This is a genomic window from Salmonella sp. SSDFZ54 (genome assembly GCF_004010735.1).
Taxonomy (GTDB): domain Bacteria; phylum Pseudomonadota; class Gammaproteobacteria; order Enterobacterales; family Enterobacteriaceae; genus Salmonella; species Salmonella enterica.
The window spans coordinates 3,833,938-3,852,387 of the sequence record NZ_CP034819.1 but is presented as its reverse complement, the minus strand read 5'-3'; the positions used below and the strand labels follow the sequence as shown (position 1 = coordinate 3,852,387).

The following is an 18,450-nucleotide window of genomic DNA, read 5'->3' as shown; positions in this document are numbered from 1 at the left end:
GAAGGTGGGTTTTCAATAAAAGTTGTGCCCTAAATTGTGAAGTTTGTAGATTTTATGAACATTTGATGTACCGATCTCCCCCCATGATCGCCACTACGTATGGACGTCAGGATGCCTCCCCGCCTGATCAGAAGCGTTTCCTCATTAAAAAGGACATTTTTTTAAAGTTCCTGGCGCATAAAAGTCACATCCTTTTAAAGGGTTGTTAACCCTGTTGAATGTTCCCACTCCCCTATTCAGGAATATTAAAAACGCTATGCAAATACAGAGCTTCTATCACTCAGCTTCACTAAAAACCCAGGAGGCTTTTAAAAGCCTACAAAAAACCTTATACAATGGAATGCAGATTCTATCAGGCCAGGGCAAAGCGCCGGCTAAAGCACCCGACGCTCGCCCGGAAATTATTGTCCTGCGAGAACCTGGCGCGACATGGGGGAATTATCTACAGCATCAGAAGACGTCTAACCACTCTCTGCATGACCTCTATAACTTACAGCGCGATCTTCTCAACGTCGCGGCAACCGTTTTGGGTAAACAAGACCCAGTCCTGGCGTCAATGGCAAACCAAATGGAGTTAGCCAAAGTTAAAGCGGACCGGCCAGCAACAAAACAAGAAGAAGCCGCGGCAAAAGCATTGAAGAAAAATCTTATCGAACTTATTGCAGCACGCACTCAGCAGCAGGATGGCTTACCTGCAAAAGAAGCTCATCGCTTTGCGGCAGTAGCGTTTAGAGATGCTCAGGTCAAGCAGCTTAATAACCAGCCCTGGCAAACCATAAAAAATACACTCACGCATAACGGGCATCACTATACCAACACGCAGCTCCCTGCCGCAGAGATGAAAATCGGCGCAAAAGATATCTTTCCCAGTGCTTATCAGGGAAAGGGCGTATGCAGTTGGGATACCAAAAATATTCATCACGCCAATAATTTGTGGATGTCCACGGTGAGTGTGCATGAGGACGGTAAAGATAAAACGCTTTTTTGTGGGATACGTCATGGCGTGCTTTCCCCCTATCATGAAAAAGATCCGCTTCTGCGTCAGGTCGGCGCTGAAAACAAAGCCAAAGAAGTATTAACTGCGGCACTTTTTAGTAAACCTGAGTTGCTTAACAGAGCCTTAGCGGGCGAAGCGGTAAGCCTGAAACTGGTATCCGTCGGGTTACTCACCGCGTCGAATATTTTCGGCAAAGAGGGAACGATGGTCGAGGATCAAATGCGCGCATGGCAATCGTTGACCCAGCCGGGAAAAATGATTCATTTAAAAATCCGCAATAAAGATGGCGATCTACAGACGGTAAAAATAAAACCGGACGTCGCCGCATTTAATATGGGTGTTAATGAGCTGACGCTCAAGCTCGGCTTTGGCCTTAAGGCATCTGATAGATATAATGCCGAAGCGCTACATCAGTTATTAGGCAATGATTTACGCCCTGAAGCCAGACCGGGTGGCTGGGTTGGCGAATGGCTGGCGAAATATCCGGATAATTATGAGATCGTAAATACATTAGCGCGCCAGATTAAGGATATCTGGAAAAATAACCTACATCATAAAGATGGCGGTGAACCCTATAAACTCGCACAACGCCTTGCCATGTTAGCCCATGAAATTGACGCGGTGCCCGCCTGGAATTGTAAAAGCGGCAAAGATCGTACAGGGATGATGGATTCAGAAATCAAGCGAGAGATCATTTCTTTCCATCAGACCCATATGTTAAATGCGCCTGGCAGTCTTCCGGATAGCGGTGGACAGAAAATTTTCCAAAAAGTATTACTGAATAGTGGCAACCTGGAGATTCAGAAACAAAATACGGGCGGGGCGGGAAACAAAGTACTGAAAAATTTATCGCCAGAGGTGCTCAATCTTTCCTATCAAAAACGAATTGGGGATGAAAATATTTGGCAGTCAGTAAAAGGCATTTCTTCATTAATCACATCTTGAGTCTTGAGGTAACTATATGGAAAGTCTATTAAATCGTTTATATGCCGCGTTAGGCCTGGATGCCCCAGAAGATGAACCACTTCTCATCATTGATGATGGAATACAGGTTTATTTTAATGAATCCGATCATACACTGGAAATGTGCTGTCCCTTTATGCCATTGCCTGACGACACTCTAACTTTGCAGCATTTTTTACGTCTTAACTACGCCAGCGCCGTCACTATCGGCGCTGACGCAGACAATACTGCTTTAGTGGCGCTTTATCGCTTGCCGCAAACCAGTACCGAAGAAGAGGCGCTCACTGGTTTTGAATTATTCATTTCAAACGTGAAGCAATTAAAAGAGCGTTATGCATAATTAACACGTCACATGCTTTTTTAATGAGATAAAACGCAATACGTATGCCCTTTACAAGAGACAAGGCCAGAATCTTTGGTGGAAATGTAAGGGGCAAACGTTCCTCTCTCTCATTTTGCTCTGTTTGCGGGAGCATTTTTAGTGTGTAAGTATTCCTGCTCATCAGGTTTTTACGCCATCTACGCGCATTTATTCTGCTATAAGTTGAAATACTGCAAAAAATATTAGTGCTTATTATTTTTTCTTTAAGTAAATTTTCGTTCAACAAACTCAATTGTTTGTTCAATAATGATGAAGCGTGAGTTATGCTGGAAATGAAGGAAACCAATAGCAAGGATAATCTGATTATTCACGGGTGATATTATGAGACATCGTATATTTTTACCATTGCTTCTGGTGTTGTCGGCTACAGCCTTTTCGGCATCGGCGATGGCTGCCAGTGATTCCCCTCCACCACCAGATAATACAAAACACGCCTCCCGTGGCTGGCCACCAGACCCCGAAGCATTGATTCGCCCACGCTGGTGTGACAACTGGCCATCAGATATAGATTTACCCCCGAATTGGTGTCAAGTATGTGGTTGTTAATTTTTTACAGAAAGCTATAACAACCATATCAGGATTGAGAGTATTTCTGATCATTATGTTTCATCAGTTCCTGATGAACTGAATATGACTTCAGGCTGGCGTGTTTTATTAACGTCAGCCTGATTTTTTACAACATCATATTACTGACTTACAGGCGCAGCCAGTGCGTTCTATATCTAAGCTGGTGATTGTAACGACCCCGACAGTACTTCTGCTTCACCGTTATGGCAGAAATCATCGCCTCTTGTCAGATGCCAGACACCTACTCATCCCCAACCAAAGCTCTAAATACAAAAATCACCTTATATCTTTTTTTATTATTCCTTGTATAAATGTGACTTGTCTCACACCTATAAGGAATCGACTCACTTCCATAAGAAGGAATCAAAATGCCAATAACTAACGCGTCCCCAGAAAGTATATTAAAATATTTGTATGCGGCCGGTACCGGTACGAAAGAAGCAATGAAAAGTGCAACTTCACCACGCGGTATACTGGAGTGGTTTGTCAATTTTTTTACCTGTGGTGGAGTAAGAAGAAGCAATGAAAGATGCTTTCGGGAGGTAATTGTAAAACTGACCACATCATTATTATATGTAAATAAAGATGCTTTCTTCGATGGTAATAAAATATTTCTGGAGGATGTCAACGGGTGTACTATATGTCTGTCATGTGGAGCAGCATCCGAAAATACGGATCCCATGGTCATTATTGAAGTGAACAAAAATGGAAAAACTGTAACGGATAAAGTTGATAGCGAGAGATTTTGGAATGTATGTCGAATGTTAAAGCTGATGAGTAAACATAATATACAACAGCCTGATTCACTTATAACCGAGGATGGTTTTCTGAACCTGCGCGGAGTAAACCTGGCTCATAAAGATTTCCAGGGGGAAGATTTGTCAGAAATAGATGCTTCTGATGCAGATTTCCGTGAAACAAATCTTTCTAATGTAAATTTAGTCGGTGCAATTTTGTGTTGTGCAAATCTACACGCTGTAAATCTAATGGGTTCAAACATGACTAAAGCAAACCTGACTCACGCAGACCTGACTTGCGCTAACATGTCCGGTGTAAACTTAACCGCTGCAATTCTATTCGGCTCAGACTTAACTGACACCAAATTAAATGGTGCAAAATTAGATAAGATAGCTCTAACTTTAGCGAAAGCATTAACAGGAGCCGATCTGACAGGTAGTCAACATACCCCTACTCCACTCCCGGATTACAATGATAAAACGCTTTTCCCCCATCCAATATTTTAGTCGAGATAAAGGGATTTTATAAACAAGAAGTATTCAAACAGAAGCCCCCCTTGTTTTATTAAACAAACCCCGCCCCTAAGCTTCATTATAAATAACATTTTCAGCGTATTACTTGTTGGTTTTGTCTGAATCATAGCGTTATCTGTATATGGCACATTAACTAAAAACACTATTATTATTTAATTTAAATAATTCATAATTGTAGTCAGGGAATAAGAAATTATGCTTCCGGTCACCTACAGATTAATACCTCAAAGCGGAGTATCCACATATGGATTAAATACCGCAGATACACCTGTTTTCCCCGATATTCCCGAACATGCACCAAACCCCTCACGGCTACGCCTTGCTCATGACAGACTTGCCATAAACAGTGAATTCCGTCTGGAGCCAGAGTGTGTGGTGGAGTACCTTATCTCAGGCGCGGGTGGAATAGACCCTGATACAGAAATTGATGACGACACTTATGACGAATGCTACGATGAACTATCCTCCGTACTTCAAAATGCGTATACCCAAAGCGAAACATTCCGCAGACTGATGAATTACGCATATGAAAAAGAACTACATGATGTGGAGCAGCGCTGGCTACTGGGGGCAGGCGAAGCCTTTGAAACTACCGTGGCTCAGGAACACTTCAAACTTTCAGAAGGCAGGAAAGTTATTTGTCTCAATCTGGACGATTCTGATGATTCATATACCGAACATTATGAAAGTAACGAAGGAAGACAACTTTTTGACACAAAACGTTCATTTATTCATGAAGTTGTACATGCACTGACCCATCTTCAGGATAAAGAAGAAAATCATCCAAGAGGCCCTGTTGTCGAATATACCAACATTATTCTGAAAGAGATGGGGCATCCTTCACCTCCCAGAATGGTCTACATCTTCAATAAATAGACACATCAGGAAACGAAAAGAAACTAAAAACCCACGTAGTCCGTTTTTTCGGGAAATGTTCTGGCAGTATTTTCTAACTATATTCTAAGCGCCCAAAAAACAAAGGGGCTACCTTTCGGTAACCCCTTGTTTAATCTGGCGGAAGCGCAGAGATTCGAACTCTGGAACCCTTTCGGGTCGCCGGTTTTCAAGACCGGTGCCTTCAACCGCTCGGCCACACTTCCGGAATGAGGCGCACTATAAACATCCCGGTGCGTCATGTAAAGACCGAATGTATTCGTTTGCGTGAAAAACAGGCAAAATTTCGTTAATTGCCTGAAATAGCGGCACATTGACCATTTCTTCAACACAAAAACTGGCTGAATACGTGTTGATCGCCTCCACTGTTTCACCGCTGTGATTAGCGATTTTTTTATCGGTAACGCGTGGTTGGCGCTGCCGCCTGTTTTATGGCGTAGCGCCAGGCATGAGCAGACCGTTTTAACGACGGTAATCACCTGAAATCTCTAAAGGAAACTAAACGTAAACGAATGCGTAAAGATGGGTAAAACCACTGGGTGACAGTGACTGTTTTTATTATTCTCCTTTATTAATTACATCTGTCATAAGAGAGTGACTAATGGATCGTATCATTACATCATCGCGTGATCGTAGCTCGCTACTGAGTACGCACAAAGTACTGCGCAACACCTATTTTCTGTTGAGCCTGACGCTGGCTTTCTCCGCAATTACCGCGACAGCCAGTACGGTACTGATGCTGCCCTCCCCCGGCCTGATTCTGACGCTGGTCGGTATGTATGGGCTGATGTTCCTGACCTATAAAACCGCCAATAAGCCGGTCGGTATCCTGTCTGCTTTTGCGTTTACCGGCTTCCTCGGCTATATCCTGGGCCCGATTCTTAACGCCTATCTGTCAGCAGGCATGGGCGATGTCATTGGCCTGGCGCTGGGTGGGACCGCGTTAGTATTTTTCTGCTGCTCCGCTTACGTTCTGACCACCCGTAAGGATATGTCTTTCCTGGGCGGTATGTTAATGGCCGGGATCGTCGTCGTGCTGATTGGTATGGTGGCGAATATTTTCCTGCAACTGCCTGCATTGCACCTGGCGATTAGCGCGGTGTTTATCCTGATTTCCTCGGGCGCTATCCTGTATGAAACCAGTAACATCATTCACGGCGGTGAAACCAACTATATTCGTGCGACCGTCAGTCTGTACGTTTCGCTGTACAACATCTTTGTCAGCCTGCTCAGCATTCTGGGCTTCGCCAGCCGCGACTAATCGACATTCCCCTCTTCCAGCCCTGCTTATGCAGGGCTTTATTTTTTGCTACACTGCCGTCCGTGTTGATTACGCAGTGAAACGTTATGTTGATCTTTGAAGGTAAAGAAATCAGTACTGATAGCGAAGGCTATCTGAAAGAGACGACGCAGTGGAGTGAAACGCTGGCAGTCGCAATCGCCGCCAATGAAGGCATTGAGCTCTCTGCGGAACACTGGGAAGTCGTGCGCTTCGTGCGCGAATTTTACCTGGAGTTTAATACCTCTCCCGCCATCCGAATGCTGGTAAAAGCGATGGCGAATAAGTTCGGCGAAGAAAAAGGCAACAGCCGCTATCTATATCGTCTGTTCCCGAAAGGCCCGGCAAAGCAAGCGACCAAAATCGCCGGTCTGCCCAAGCCGGTAAAATGTATTTAATACCGAATACTAAAGCCTGTTAGCGTCTCGCGAGGGCTGTGCGGTTCAGTGAGGATTTTGTCCACACGAGCAGAGCGCGGCCCGCCCTCTTTCAGCCACTTGATGAGTTTTTCCACCTGCGCCGCGTCGCCACAGGCCACCACTTCTACGCTTCCGTCATCCATATTCTTCGCATAGCCGGTTAACCCCAGCCGCTGCGCCTCATGCTGCGTGGTATAGCGAAACCCGACTCCCTGAACGCGACCATAAACCCAGGCAATAATGCAGACGTTCGACATGATGGTTCTCCTTTCATAATCAGTGGTGGAGGCTCATACAGGACATACTTAACGTACCTGACTGGGCAGACACCCATAATGTTGGCGGAATCTGGCCGTAAACCGCGACCCCGACAGGTAGCCGCACCGTAGCGCTATTTCGCCGATCGGCAGCGTCGTCGATTGCAGTTGAGAAAGCGCGCAGGACATGCGCACCTCTTCAACAATTTGTCGATAACTCTGCGATTCGCGCTGCAAACGCCGACGCAGCGTCGATGTTCCCATAGCAAGACGGCGGGCTATCTCCTGGGCTGTCCATAGCTTAGCAGGCGAGAGCATAATCAGTTGCCGCACCTGCTCCGTGAGGGTGTAACCCCGTTCAATAAGCAGCGGTCCTGCCGCGCCATCATGCAAAAGCGCTAACAGTAACCCCATCGCCTGATGTTCCTGTAGCCCAACGGGCAACCCCTGGCGCACAGCATCCAACACGTTCTCCCACATAAATGTCAGGCTACGGCTCATCGGCGTACACAGCGATGTCAGGTTTGCCGGTGGATAATCCTGAACGTACATCGTTTTAAAGCGAGCAATAATCTCCGGTGAAAGTAACAACAGGTCGGAGCGAAAACCGTTCTGCGCAGGCTGATTAATAATCTCCAGCGGCGTGTTCGCCGGAATAATAATCAACTCGCCCGGCCCGGCGACAAGGCGGCTATCATCCTGAATGATGACTTTACTGCCCTGCGTAATATGGCAGATAGCGGCGGAAAAAAGCGTAACACGATGCAAACGGTGCAGATGACTGGAACGCACCTCTGCCGTCGTAAGATCCTGATGTCGAATATGCATCTCCTGCACCGTGCCGTCCTCTGTTTTATCTTCCGTATGTGGCCGTGAATTGTGCTTTCGCAATCACATGCGCGTTAAGCATAAACCCTACCAACGCGCCACTCGACTCACTGTCGAGCGGCAGTGTTGCCGTATTCAGCGCCCACACAGTAAACTGATAGCGATGAGGCTTATCGCCCGGCGGCGGACAGGCGCCGCCAAAGCCAGCATAACCGAAATCATTCCGTCCCTGCACCACTCCAGCGGGTAACGTTTTTTTATCAGCCCCCGTCGGCAGGTCGTGAATCTGCGCAGGAATATTCACCATCGTCCAGTGCCACCAGCCGCTTCCGGTGGGCGCATCAGGATCGAAGACGGTAATAGCGTAGCTTTTGGTTCCGGCAGGCGGATTGCGCCAGCTCAGCTGCGGCGAAATATTTTCTCCGCTACAACCAAATCCTTTAAAGACATGCTGTTGCGTTAAACGAAAATCCGCCGGAATATCCGCGCTACTGAGGCTAAACGCCGACGCGGCAGATACGCCGCCACTCAATGCCATCATTGCGGCTGCGGTCAAAGAGAAGACTGTTTTCATTGTATTTCCTTCTTCATATAAAGAAATAACACTATAAAAAGCGCCCGCTGAAGAAACTGTGCCTTTACGATTCTATTTTGTGCAGAAACGCTCACCACCATACGCTGGTGATTGCCCCTCTTATCTGTGCTACCCTACGCGCCATTTCGTTTTCACGGTCCCTGGCTGGAGCTATCATCCGGCTCGCGTCACTGTTTGTGAGAGGTTACTCCGCATGACTGAATCTACATTTCCGCAATATCCCCGTTTAGTCCTCAGCAAAGGGCGAGAAAAATCTTTACTCCGCCGCCACCCATGGGTCTTTTCCGGCGCTGTCTCCCGCCTGGAAGGCAAAGCCAACCTCGGTGAAACTATCGATATCGTCGACAATCAGGGAAAGTGGTTAGCACGCGGCGCCTGGTCGCCAGCATCCCAGATCCGCGCGCGCGTCTGGACATTTGATAAAGCAGAATCCATTGATATTGCATTTTTCACCCGCCGCCTGCGCCAGGCGCAGCAGTGGCGCGACTGGCTGGCGAAAAAAGACGGCCTGGATAGCTATCGTCTGATCGCCGGTGAGTCCGATGGCCTGCCTGGCGTCACTATCGATCGTTTTGGTCATTTTTTGGTGCTGCAACTGCTCAGCGCCGGGGCCGAATATCAACGTGCCGCATTAATTAGCGCTCTGCAAACATGCTATCCGGATTGCGCTATTTACGATCGCAGCGACGTCGCCGTGCGGAAAAAAGAAGGGATGGCGCTGACGCAAGGTCCGGTCACTGGCGAACTGCCGCCTGCGCTTCTGCCAATTGAAGAACACGGTATGAAATTACTGGTCGATATCCAGGGCGGCCACAAAACCGGTTATTATCTTGATCAGCGCGACAGTCGTCTGGCGACGCGCCGCTACGTGGAAAATCAGCGGGTACTGAACTGCTTCTCTTATACCGGCGGTTTTGCCGTGTCGGCATTAATGGGCGGTTGTCGCCAGGTTGTCAGCGTGGATACCTCACAGGATGCGCTGGATATCGCCAGGCAAAACGTTGAACTGAACCAACTGGACTTGAGCAAAGCCGAATTCGTGCGCGATGACGTGTTTAAGTTGCTGCGCGCTTACCGTGAACACGGCGAAAAATTCGACGTCATCATCATGGACCCGCCCAAATTCGTCGAAAATAAAAGCCAGTTAATGGGTGCCTGCCGGGGCTATAAAGACATTAACATGTTAGCGATTCAACTGCTCAATCCGGGCGGCATACTGCTGACATTCTCTTGCTCCGGACTGATGACCAGCGATTTATTTCAGAAAATCATTGCCGATGCCGCAATAGATGCCGGTCGTGATGTACAATTTATAGAGCAGTTCCGTCAGGCCGCCGATCACCCGGTGATCGCCACCTACCCGGAAGGGCTGTATCTGAAAGGGTTTGCCTGTCGCGTCATGTAACTTGAAAAGTGGAATAGTATCCTCATATAAAGGATATCTATTTCCCGGGAGGTGACTATGATAGCCAGCAAATTCGGTATCGGCCAACAGGTCCGCCATTCCCTGTTAGGTTACCTCGGAGTGGTCGTCGATATCGACCCGGAATATTCGCTTGATGAACCGTCGCCTGATGAACTGGCGGTTAACGACGAACTTCGCGCCGCTCCGTGGTACCACGTGGTAATGGAAGATGATGATGGTCAGCCAGTGCATACTTATCTGGCCGAGGCCCAGTTGCGAAGCGAAATGCGGGACGAGCATCCAGAACAGCCATCGATGGATGAACTGGCGCGTACCATTCGCAAGCAGCTTCAGGCGCCGCGACTACGTAACTGATTGTATGTAAAAGGCCGGAGAGCGATATCCGGCCACTTAAACTTTTATTTCGCCAGCCCCAGGCGAGGGATCTCAATCGCCGGGCAGCGATCCATCACCACGGTCATGCCTGCATCCCGCGCCAGTACCGCCGCCTGTTCGTTGATCACGCCAAGCTGTAGCCACAGCGTTTTTGCGCCGATGGCGATAGCTTCCTGCGCGACGCCCCATGCAGCTTCAGAGTTGCGAAAAACATCCACCATATCGACTTTTTCGGGAATATCCGCCAGCGTGGCATACCCCTGTTGCCCCAGCAATGTCTTACCCGCGACTTTTGGCGCAACCGGAATCACATGGTAGCCCTGTTCAAGCAGGTATTTCATTACCCGATAACTTGGACGATCGGGTTTATCGCTCGCACCTACCAGCGCGATAGTGCGAGTGGACGTCAAAACATCAGCAATATCGGTCTCTTTCATCATCTTTCTCCTGGCTGTTTTGCAAAGTGTACGACAAACCTGACATAGCAACCATTCATCCCATACCGATGTATGAGAGCAAAACGCCAAAATATGTCTATATGTTAGTAAACATGATCTAAGAAAAATTTCGATACATTATTAGCCAGACGGCCTTTGGACAGGAGAACCTTATGAAAACCGGCGCGCTAGCCACCTTCCTTGCTCTCTGTTTGCCGGTGACTGTTTTTGCCACAACGCTCCGTTTGTCTAATGAGGTTGATCTGCTGGTGCTGGACGGCAAAAAGGTGTCCAGCTCTTTATTACGCGGCGCAGAGAGCATTGAACTGGAAAACGGGCCGCATCAACTCGTTTTCCGGGTGGAAAAAACCATCCGCCTGCCCGGTAATGAAGAGCGGCTTTATATTTCTCCGCCGCTGGTGATAAGTTTCGATACCCAACTGATAAGTCAGGTCAATTTTCAGCTCCCGCGGCTGGAAAACGAGCGCGAAGCCTCGTATTTTAACGCGGCGCCGCGTCTGGCGCTTTTGGACGGCGACGCCATGCCCATTCCGGTAAAACTCGATATTCTGGCCATTACTTCTACGGCTAAAGTGGTCGATTATGAAATAGAGACCGAGCGTTATAATAAATCGGCGAAACGCGCCTCGCTTCCTCAGTTCGCCACGATGATGGCAGACGACAGCACATTACTTTCCGACGTCTCAGAGCTTGATACCGTACCGCCGCAATCACAAACTCTGACAGAACAGCGGCTGAAATATTGGTTCCGACTGGCCGACCCGCAGACACGCCATCATTTTCTGCAATGGGCGGAAAAACAGCCGCCCTCTTGATATGAGTTGTCCCAGCACGCAATTTTTTTGTCTTTCTCTTGCAGCATCAAGCGCTTCCAGTAATCTGTAGACAGGTTAACTACGGAATCGAATTATGGAACTGACGACTCGCACCTTGCCGACGCGCAAACATATCGCGTTGGTTGCTCACGACCACTGCAAACAGATGTTAATGAACTGGGTGGAACGCCATCAGCCGTTGCTGGAAAAACACGTTCTTTATGCAACCGGCACCACGGGGAATCTGATCCAGCGCGCAACCGGTATGGACGTTAATGCGATGCTGAGCGGCCCGATGGGCGGCGACCAGCAGGTTGGCGCGCTCATTTCAGAAGGGAAAATCGACGTGTTGATTTTCTTCTGGGACCCGCTTAACGCGGTACCGCACGACCCCGATGTCAAAGCGCTACTGCGTCTGGCCACCGTATGGAATATCCCTGTCGCCACTAACGTCTCAACGGCGGACTTTATCATCCAGTCCCCGCATTTTAATGACGCTGTAGATATTCTTATTCCGGATTATGCGCGTTATCTGGCCGAGCGCCTGAAATAACCGCTACGCGGGCGGGATGCTGTACCGCCCGCGCTTTAGGGCTTCCTCGCCACCGGCACATCCAGCTGTTTAAGCGCCTCCACAAAGCGCGAGGGATTATCTTTATTGAAAAGCAGCCAGACCCGCGCGCGCGCGCGCGTCAACGCCACATATAACAAACGCCGCTCTTCAGCGTCCGGAAAATCCTCAACCTGAGGAAGAAGCGCACTTTCCATAATGGATTCTCGCGCCGGGGCGGGGAAACCGTCGTTACCCTCCTGCAATCCGACAAGAATCACGTAATCGGCCTGTTGGCCTTTGCTGGCATGGATAGTCATGAAGTCTATCTGTAACTTCGGCCAGCGAGTCGCCGCTTTTTGTAGACTCGCGGGTTTCAGATGATGATAGCGCGCCAGCACCAGGATACGTTCATCTTCCTTAGCATAGCCGGATAATTTATCCAGTAACGCGTCCAACTGGCTTTCATCCAATAACGTCACCGCTTTTTTATCGCCTGGGGTCAGACTATTTAACGGTTTTTTAAGCTGGTGCGGATTCTGCTGTACAAAGCGATTGGCAATATCGCCAATCCGACTGTTAAAGCGGTACGTGGTGTCCAGGTGGCAATGCTCGCCCTCGCCGAACGTCTGATGAAACGCCGTCGTTAAGGAGAGCTGCGCCCCGCTAAAACGGTAAATCGCCTGCCAGTCATCGCCAACGGCAAACAGCGTAGTCTGGCTATTCTGCTTGCGCAGCGCCTCTAACAGCGCCGCCCGTTGCGGGGAAATATCCTGAAATTCATCGACCAGAATATGCTTCCACGGGCTGATAAAACGCCCTTTTTCGAGGATTACCATTGCCTGATGGATCAGCCCGGAGAAATCAACGGCATTTTCCGCTTTCAACGCACTTTTCCAGGCCTTTAGCAGCGGCGCCATCAGCTTAATGCGTTTGCCAAACAGCTCGCGGCACTCCTCTGGCGCGCCAGCGATCATTTCTGCCTGCGCGCCGCCGTGCATACGCATCAAACTGACCCAACGATCCAGGCGAGGGGCCAGACGCCGCTGCAATGTCTCATCGTCCCAGAAATTACCTTCCGGCACTACCCACTGCATCTCCTCTTCCAGCCACTGACGCCAGCCTTTGGCCTGCGCTTTTTTCTCGCTACACTGCTGACGCCAGGTGCGCAGAAATAGCTGATGCCGCGCGGTGGCGTCACTTTCCAGCTTACTGATAACCGGCGCTTTTTTACTGCCTTGCTGAATAATATACAGCGCCAGCGAATGGAACGTACGGGCAGTAATCTCTTCCGTATGTAAGCGCTCGCGGATACGCTCATCCATCTCCTCTGCCGCCTTGCGACCAAACGCCAGTAAAAGAATTTGCCCCGCATCTGCTTGTCCGCGCGCCAACAGCCAACCCGCGCGCGCCACCAGCACCGAGGTCTTACCGCTTCCCGCGCCCGCCAGTACCAGTAACGATGATTCGCCGTTAACCACCGCCCTGGCCTGGGAAGGATTAAGCGGAGAAGATTCTATCTGCGTAAAAAAGTCGGCATGCGCTTCCAGCATGGCATCAGCATACGCCTGATTATGCTGCTGCCGACTTCCCTCGCTATCCTGTAACCAGGCCAGACACTTACGCCATATCTCGCGACAGTGAGCAAACTCCTCCAGACGTGAGACCGGCAGCGGCAAGGCGGCAAACGTCTGGCGAATTTCGTGTTCCAGCCCCCGAACGCGTTCACGGGTAAGCCATTGGTTTTCGCCCGTTCGCTCACTAATACGCGCCCATTGCTCTTGTAATGCCTGCGCGGCGACATCACTCATCTCCTGGCTCCAGCGACGCCAGTGCGCGTCCAGATAGCGATGGAATTGCTGGGTTTCCGACCACTCGGTACCGTGCAAACGCACGACTTTATCCTCCGGCAGGACAAACTCCAGCTCGCCCCATACCAGCCCACGCTTACAGTGAATCGCCAATAACTGATTGAATGGAATAAGATATTCATGCCTGTCGCCAGACACTTTCACCCCAGCGTTGAGGATCTCGGCACGATCATACGGGTGTTGCGCCAGACGTTTTCCAAGAGAAGTTGCTTTCAGTTCCATGACTCAGCGAATCCAGACGTAAAGATGTGCTTATCAGTGTAACCGCCAGAGAAAACGTGCTCCAGTCTAAAAAAACGTTACAATTGCCCGCAGTGATAGAAAACCGGAATGAACTGAGGGTTTATGCGTACCGTTCTGAATATTTTAAACTTTGTACTGGGCGGCTTTGCCACTACGCTGGCCTGGCTGCTGGCGACGCTTGTCAGTATTGTGCTTATTTTTACCCTGCCGTTGACCCGCTCCTGCTGGGAGATAACCAAACTGTCCCTGTTCCCTTACGGTAATGAAGCCATTCACGTTGACGAACTTAATCCGGCGGCGAAAAGCGTATTAATGAATACTGGCGGTACCTTGCTGAATATTTTCTGGTTACTTTTTTTCGGCTGGTGGCTATGCCTGATGCACATTGCCTCCGGTATCGCGCAGTGTGTCACTATCATCGGGATACCTGTCGGTATTGCGAACTTTAAAATTGCCGCGATTGCGCTTTGGCCTGTCGGTCGCCGCGTCGTCTCTGTAGAAACCGCTCGCGCCGCGCGAGAAGCTAACGCGCGCCGCCGTTTTGAATGATCGGGACAAATAGCCTTTATGTTAAGTCCGTTGATTCGCCGTTATACCTGGAACAGTACCTGGCTGTATTACATCCGCATTTTTATCGCTCTGTGCGGCACCACCGCCCTGCCCTGGTGGCTGGGCGACGTCAAACTTACCATCCCGCTCACGCTCGGTATGGTTGCCGCGGCGCTAACCGATCTCGACGACCGCCTTGCCGGACGCTTGCGTAATTTAATCATTACCTTAATTTGCTTTTTTATCGCGTCGGCTTCTGTGGAGCTGCTCTTTCCCTGGCCGTGGCTATTTGCGTTGGGCTTAACGTTATCCACCAGCGGGTTTATTCTGTTGGGAGGACTGGGGCAACGCTATGCCACCATCGCGTTCGGCGCGTTACTCATTGCCATCTATACGATGCTGGGTACCTCTTTATACGATCACTGGTATCAGCAACCACTGCTCCTGCTGGCAGGCGCAGTATGGTATAACCTACTGACGCTAACCGGGCATCTGCTATTTCCGATCCGTCCGTTGCAGGATAATCTGGCACGCAGTTACGAACAGTTAGCGCACTATCTGGAACTGAAATCACGTCTGTTTGATCCTGATATTGAAGATGAAAGCCAGGCGCCGCTCTATGATTTAGCGTTAGCGAACGGGCAGTTAATGGCGACGCTGAACCAAACGAAAGTGTCGTTATTGAGTCGCCTGCGCGGCGATCGTGGTCAACGCGGTACGCGCCGCACTCTCCATTACTATTTTGTGGCGCAGGATATTCATGAACGCGCCAGTTCTTCGCATATTCAATATCAGACGCTGCGCGATTATTTTCGCCATAGCGACGTCATGTTCCGCTTTCAACGTCTGATGTCGATGCAGGCGCAGGCCTGTACGCAGCTGGCGCGCTGTATCTTACTGCGTACGCCGTACCAGCATGATCCGCGCTTTGAACGCGTCTTTACCCACATTGACGCCGCGCTTGAACGTATGCGCGCCAGCGGCGCTTCTTTAGAGCTGCTGAATACGCTTGGATTCTTATTAACCAACCTACGCGCCATTGATGCGCAACTGGCGACGATCGAGTCGGAGCAGGCCCAGGCAATGCCGCGCAATGAGTCAGAAAACCAGTTGGCTGATGATAGCCTGCACGGGTTTAGCGACATCTGGCTGCGTCTGAGCCGTAATTTTACCCCGGAGTCCGCTCTCTTTCGCCATGCGGTACGCATGTCGCTGGTATTGTGCATCGGTTATGCTCTCATCCAAATTACCGGGATGCGCCACGGGTACTGGATATTGCTCACCAGCCTGTTCGTTTGCCAGCCTAACTATAACGCGACCCGCCATCGCCTTGCGCTCAGGATTATCGGTACGTTGGTAGGCGTTGCGATCGGCCTGCCGATTTTATGGTTTGTCCCTTCGCTTGAAGGACAGTTAGTTCTGCTGGTGATTACCGGCGTGCTTTTCTTCGCATTCCGTAATGTGCAGTATGCCCATGCGACGATGTTCATCACCCTGCTGGTATTACTCTGCTTTAACCTCCTGGGCGAAGGCTTCGAGGTAGCGTTACCGCGCGTCGTCGACACGTTAATTGGCTGCGCTATCGCCTGGGCTGCGGTCAGCTTTATTTGGCCGGACTGGCGCTTTCGCAACCTTCCCCGGGTACTCCAGCGCGCCACCGATGCTAATTGCCGCTACCTTGATGCGATCCTTGAGCAATATCACCAGGGACGGGATAACCGCCTGGCCTATCGCATTGCCAGACGCGACGCACACAACCGCGATGCAGAACTGGCATCCGTGGTTTCTAATATGTCGAGCGAACCCGACGTCACGGCTGAAACCCGGGAGGCGGCGTTCAGGCTGCTTTGCCTCAATCACACTTTTACCAGCTATATCTCCGCCCTCGGCGCGCACCGCGAAAAGCTCAGTAATCCGGACGTGTTGGGGCTTCTGGATGACGCGGTCTGCTACGTTGATGATGCGCTTCATCATCAACCTGAAGACGAACAGCGCGTACACCAGGCGCTGGAGGGTTTAAAGCAGCGAGTTCAGTCGCTGGAAACACGTCCGGACAGCAAAGAACCTCTGGTTGTTCAACAAATTGGTTTGCTCATTGCCTTACTGCCCGAGATTGGACGCTTGCAACGGCAAATTTCACCGTCGACTTCTACATTAATTACCCAGCCGTAAGCGAATGAGCCCAGTCGGCAAGCTCCTGGCGACGACTCGCCGGGAGCGCCGCTTCATGTACGCCGACAATTGCGCCTTCCAGGGCATACAAAACTTTCACCGTCAGCAAGGGATTGCTTTGTCGCAACCTTAGCCAGCACATTTTCGCGCCCAGTATGCGTAACATATTTTCGTCCTTTATCCCTGACTCATTGAGCAATGTTTCCAGATGGAAGGTCATATTGGGGAGATCTTTGAGTCTGTGCTGTAAAATACGGCTGTGTTTTTCCTTCATTGCCGCGTCAAGAGAATACTTCGATAAACGCACCAGCTGCTGCTGATCGCGCCACAGGCTTTCATCCACCCGGTAATAGTTGAGCATAACGGGACGTCCACATTTCATAAACATGAGCCAGGCGGGAGGATGCTTCACACAGTAGGGTACGCTTTCTTCACAGGCGCGGAGATAAAGCTCGCCATTAGCCACCATCGCAAAGACGGTATCCTCCACGGTCAGACTATAGCTACCGAATAAAGATCGATACTGGATCGTCCCCAAAGAGGCCAAATATTCTTGCGATTTATAGATCCTGTCATAAGAGAGTGCTCTCATAAAATTCCTTTTAAATCATAAAGTAAAAGAATGATTTGCAGTAACGGATCCGTTAATGACGAAAATAGGCAACTTATACTCCGCGAGCAAGATGATTTTTATTTTTGACGCCACTAAGAATAAAAATTGCGAGACAGTTTCCGAAAATAGAGTTGATCTTTCATCGCCACAGGGGTACTGTATGAATATACAGTAACTCACAGGGCTGGATTGATTATGTACACTTCAGGTTATGCAAATCGTTCTTCGTCATTTCCTACCACTACCCACAACGCTGCGCGCACCGCTACGGAAAATGCCGCGGCAGGACTGGTCAGTGAAGTTGTCTACCACGAAGACCAGCCCATGATGGCGCAACTCCTGCTTTTGCCTTTACTCCGTCAGTTAGGCCAACAATCACGATGGCAGCTCTGGCTCACGCCGCAGCAAAAGCTCAGCCGTGAATGGGTACAGTCTTCAGGTTTGCCATTAACGAAAGTGATGCAAATTAGCCAGCTTGCGCCTCGTCATACGCTGGAGTCGATGATCCGCGCTTTGCGTACAGGAAATTACAGCGTGGTAATTGGTTGGATGACTGAAGAACTGACAGAAGAAGAACATGCCAGCCTGGTTGAAGCAGCGAAGGTAGGTAATGCGGTAGGGTTTATCATGCGCCCTGTACGTGCGCACGCTTTACCCAGGAGACAGCATTCCGGGCTAAAAATTCACTCTAATTTGTATCATTAAGTAAAATTAGGATTTATCCTGGACTTTTTTTTACGCGAACGTATCTCCTTTGAGTGCTAACGTTTTTTTTGCGAGAACGCTTGCCAGAAGCGGTTTCCGCAATTTTTGCTGTACGATTTATCATCTGAAACTGTTAAATGATGTGTATATCCGTCATGTTTTTTTCACATGTCTGACGGAGTTCACACTTGTAAGTTTCCAACTACGTTGTAGACTTTACA

General features: G+C 49.6%; 21 protein-coding genes and 1 tRNA gene. 14 read left to right on the top strand and 8 right to left on the bottom strand.

Translation table 11 applies throughout. The features are described from left to right. Positions 1-256 precede the first annotated feature (256 nt). Both sopB and sigE read left to right on the top strand, forming a co-directional pair. Complete coding sequence (sopB, locus tag EOS97_RS18955; RefSeq protein WP_023165768.1) at positions 257-1,942, top strand: SPI-1 type III secretion system effector inositol phosphate phosphatase SopB; 1,686 nt, start codon at positions 257-259, stop codon at positions 1,940-1,942. A gap of 16 nt (positions 1,943-1,958) precedes the next feature. Continuing rightward, on the top strand, positions 1,959-2,300 hold the full coding sequence (gene sigE, locus EOS97_RS18950) for a type III secretion system chaperone SigE (protein WP_000444723.1): 342 nt from the start codon (positions 1,959-1,961) through the stop codon (positions 2,298-2,300). Here sigE and EOS97_RS18945 read toward each other — a convergent pair. Beyond that, on the bottom strand, positions 2,260-2,628 hold the full coding sequence (locus EOS97_RS18945; RefSeq protein WP_077906547.1) for a hypothetical protein: 369 nt from the start codon (positions 2,626-2,628) through the stop codon (positions 2,260-2,262). The genes sigE and EOS97_RS18945 overlap by 41 nt on opposite strands. 35 nt (positions 2,629-2,663) lie before the next feature. Between EOS97_RS18945 and EOS97_RS27515 the strand changes: the two genes are divergently transcribed. From EOS97_RS27515 to pipA, 3 genes are all read left to right on the top strand, one after another. Beyond that, on the top strand, positions 2,664-2,888 hold the full coding sequence (locus tag EOS97_RS27515) for a PagK family vesicle-borne virulence factor (protein WP_071785272.1): 225 nt from the start codon (positions 2,664-2,666) through the stop codon (positions 2,886-2,888). 389 nt (positions 2,889-3,277) lie between these two features. Continuing rightward, the gene (gene pipB, locus EOS97_RS18935) at positions 3,278-4,153 is read left to right on the top strand and encodes an SPI-2 type III secretion system effector PipB (RefSeq protein WP_001123050.1); all 876 of its coding nucleotides are present in this window, start codon (positions 3,278-3,280) and stop codon (positions 4,151-4,153) included. 222 nt (positions 4,154-4,375) lie between these two features. Then, entirely contained in the window at positions 4,376-5,056 is a 681-nt protein-coding gene (gene pipA / locus EOS97_RS18930) for a type III secretion system effector protease PipA (RefSeq protein ID WP_000938176.1), read from the top strand. A gap of 136 nt (positions 5,057-5,192) precedes the next feature. On the opposite strand, the gene EOS97_RS18925 is transcribed toward pipA, so the two are convergent. Then, positions 5,193-5,280, bottom strand: a tRNA-Ser gene (locus EOS97_RS18925). A gap of 395 nt (positions 5,281-5,675) precedes the next feature. Here EOS97_RS18925 and yccA point away from each other — a divergent pair. Then, positions 5,676-6,335: an FtsH protease modulator YccA gene (yccA, locus tag EOS97_RS18920; protein ID WP_000374046.1), complete on the top strand. Its 660-nt coding sequence runs from the start codon at positions 5,676-5,678 to the stop codon at positions 6,333-6,335. Between the two features lie 86 nt (positions 6,336-6,421). Further along, on the top strand, positions 6,422-6,751 hold the full coding sequence (gene tusE / locus EOS97_RS18915; protein ID WP_000904449.1) for a sulfurtransferase TusE: 330 nt from the start codon (positions 6,422-6,424) through the stop codon (positions 6,749-6,751). On the opposite strand, the gene yccX is transcribed toward tusE, so the two are convergent. The 3 genes from yccX to EOS97_RS18900 are packed head-to-tail and all read right to left on the bottom strand — an operon-like array spanning position 6,748 to position 8,431. Beyond that, a complete protein-coding gene (gene yccX, locus EOS97_RS18910; protein ID WP_000072884.1) occupies positions 6,748-7,029 on the bottom strand; it encodes an acylphosphatase in 282 nt (93 codons plus the stop codon). The two genes, tusE and yccX, sit on opposite strands and share 4 nt — an antisense overlap. Positions 7,030-7,077: 48 nt before the next feature. After that, entirely contained in the window at positions 7,078-7,857 is a 780-nt protein-coding gene (locus EOS97_RS18905) for a helix-turn-helix transcriptional regulator (protein WP_000548079.1), read from the bottom strand. 25 nt (positions 7,858-7,882) lie between these two features. After that, positions 7,883-8,431 carry a YbhB/YbcL family Raf kinase inhibitor-like protein gene (locus tag EOS97_RS18900; protein ID WP_000859417.1) on the bottom strand — a complete coding sequence of 183 codons (549 nt, stop codon included), beginning with the start codon at positions 8,429-8,431 and terminating at the stop codon, positions 7,883-7,885. A gap of 214 nt (positions 8,432-8,645) precedes the next feature. On the opposite strand from EOS97_RS18900, the gene rlmI reads away from it, so the two are divergent. After that, complete coding sequence (gene rlmI / locus EOS97_RS18895; RefSeq protein WP_000140486.1) at positions 8,646-9,857, top strand: 23S rRNA (cytosine(1962)-C(5))-methyltransferase RlmI; 1,212 nt, start codon at positions 8,646-8,648, stop codon at positions 9,855-9,857. A gap of 57 nt (positions 9,858-9,914) precedes the next feature. Further along, complete coding sequence (hspQ, locus tag EOS97_RS18890) at positions 9,915-10,232, top strand: heat shock protein HspQ (protein WP_000561983.1); 318 nt, start codon at positions 9,915-9,917, stop codon at positions 10,230-10,232. Positions 10,233-10,276: 44 nt separating this feature from the next. Here the strand turns inward: hspQ and EOS97_RS18885 are convergent, their stop codons facing one another. Beyond that, entirely contained in the window at positions 10,277-10,690 is a 414-nt protein-coding gene (locus tag EOS97_RS18885) for a CoA-binding protein (RefSeq protein ID WP_001537782.1), read from the bottom strand. Between the two features lie 173 nt (positions 10,691-10,863). On the opposite strand from EOS97_RS18885, the gene EOS97_RS18880 reads away from it, so the two are divergent. Continuing rightward, on the top strand, positions 10,864-11,526 hold the full coding sequence (locus EOS97_RS18880) for a DUF2057 family protein (protein ID WP_000847722.1): 663 nt from the start codon (positions 10,864-10,866) through the stop codon (positions 11,524-11,526). Between the two features lie 94 nt (positions 11,527-11,620). Beyond that, on the top strand, positions 11,621-12,079 hold the full coding sequence (mgsA, locus tag EOS97_RS18875) for a methylglyoxal synthase (protein ID WP_000424187.1): 459 nt from the start codon (positions 11,621-11,623) through the stop codon (positions 12,077-12,079). Between the two features lie 35 nt (positions 12,080-12,114). Here the strand turns inward: mgsA and helD are convergent, their stop codons facing one another. Further along, the gene (helD, locus tag EOS97_RS18870; protein WP_000420500.1) at positions 12,115-14,169 is read right to left on the bottom strand and encodes a DNA helicase IV; all 2,055 of its coding nucleotides are present in this window, start codon (positions 14,167-14,169) and stop codon (positions 12,115-12,117) included. 123 nt (positions 14,170-14,292) lie between these two features. Between helD and EOS97_RS18865 the strand changes: the two genes are divergently transcribed. Both EOS97_RS18865 and yccS read left to right on the top strand, forming a co-directional pair. Continuing rightward, positions 14,293-14,739, top strand: coding sequence for a YccF domain-containing protein (locus EOS97_RS18865; RefSeq protein ID WP_001261222.1), 447 nt, complete (start codon positions 14,293-14,295; stop codon positions 14,737-14,739). Positions 14,740-14,757: 18 nt separating this feature from the next. Further along, complete coding sequence (gene yccS / locus EOS97_RS18860; RefSeq protein ID WP_000950877.1) at positions 14,758-16,911, top strand: YccS family putative transporter; 2,154 nt, start codon at positions 14,758-14,760, stop codon at positions 16,909-16,911. Here yccS and EOS97_RS18855 read toward each other — a convergent pair. Then, positions 16,898-17,503, bottom strand: a complete 606-nt coding sequence (locus EOS97_RS18855; protein WP_001202375.1) for a TfoX/Sxy family DNA transformation protein — start codon at positions 17,501-17,503, stop codon at positions 16,898-16,900. The two genes, yccS and EOS97_RS18855, sit on opposite strands and share 14 nt — an antisense overlap. Positions 17,504-17,719: 216 nt before the next feature. Here EOS97_RS18855 and sulA point away from each other — a divergent pair, with 216 nt between their 5' ends. Further along, the gene (gene sulA / locus EOS97_RS18850) at positions 17,720-18,229 is read left to right on the top strand and encodes an SOS-induced cell division inhibitor SulA (RefSeq protein ID WP_000288732.1); all 510 of its coding nucleotides are present in this window, start codon (positions 17,720-17,722) and stop codon (positions 18,227-18,229) included. The last annotated feature ends 221 nt before the right edge of the window (positions 18,230-18,450 follow it).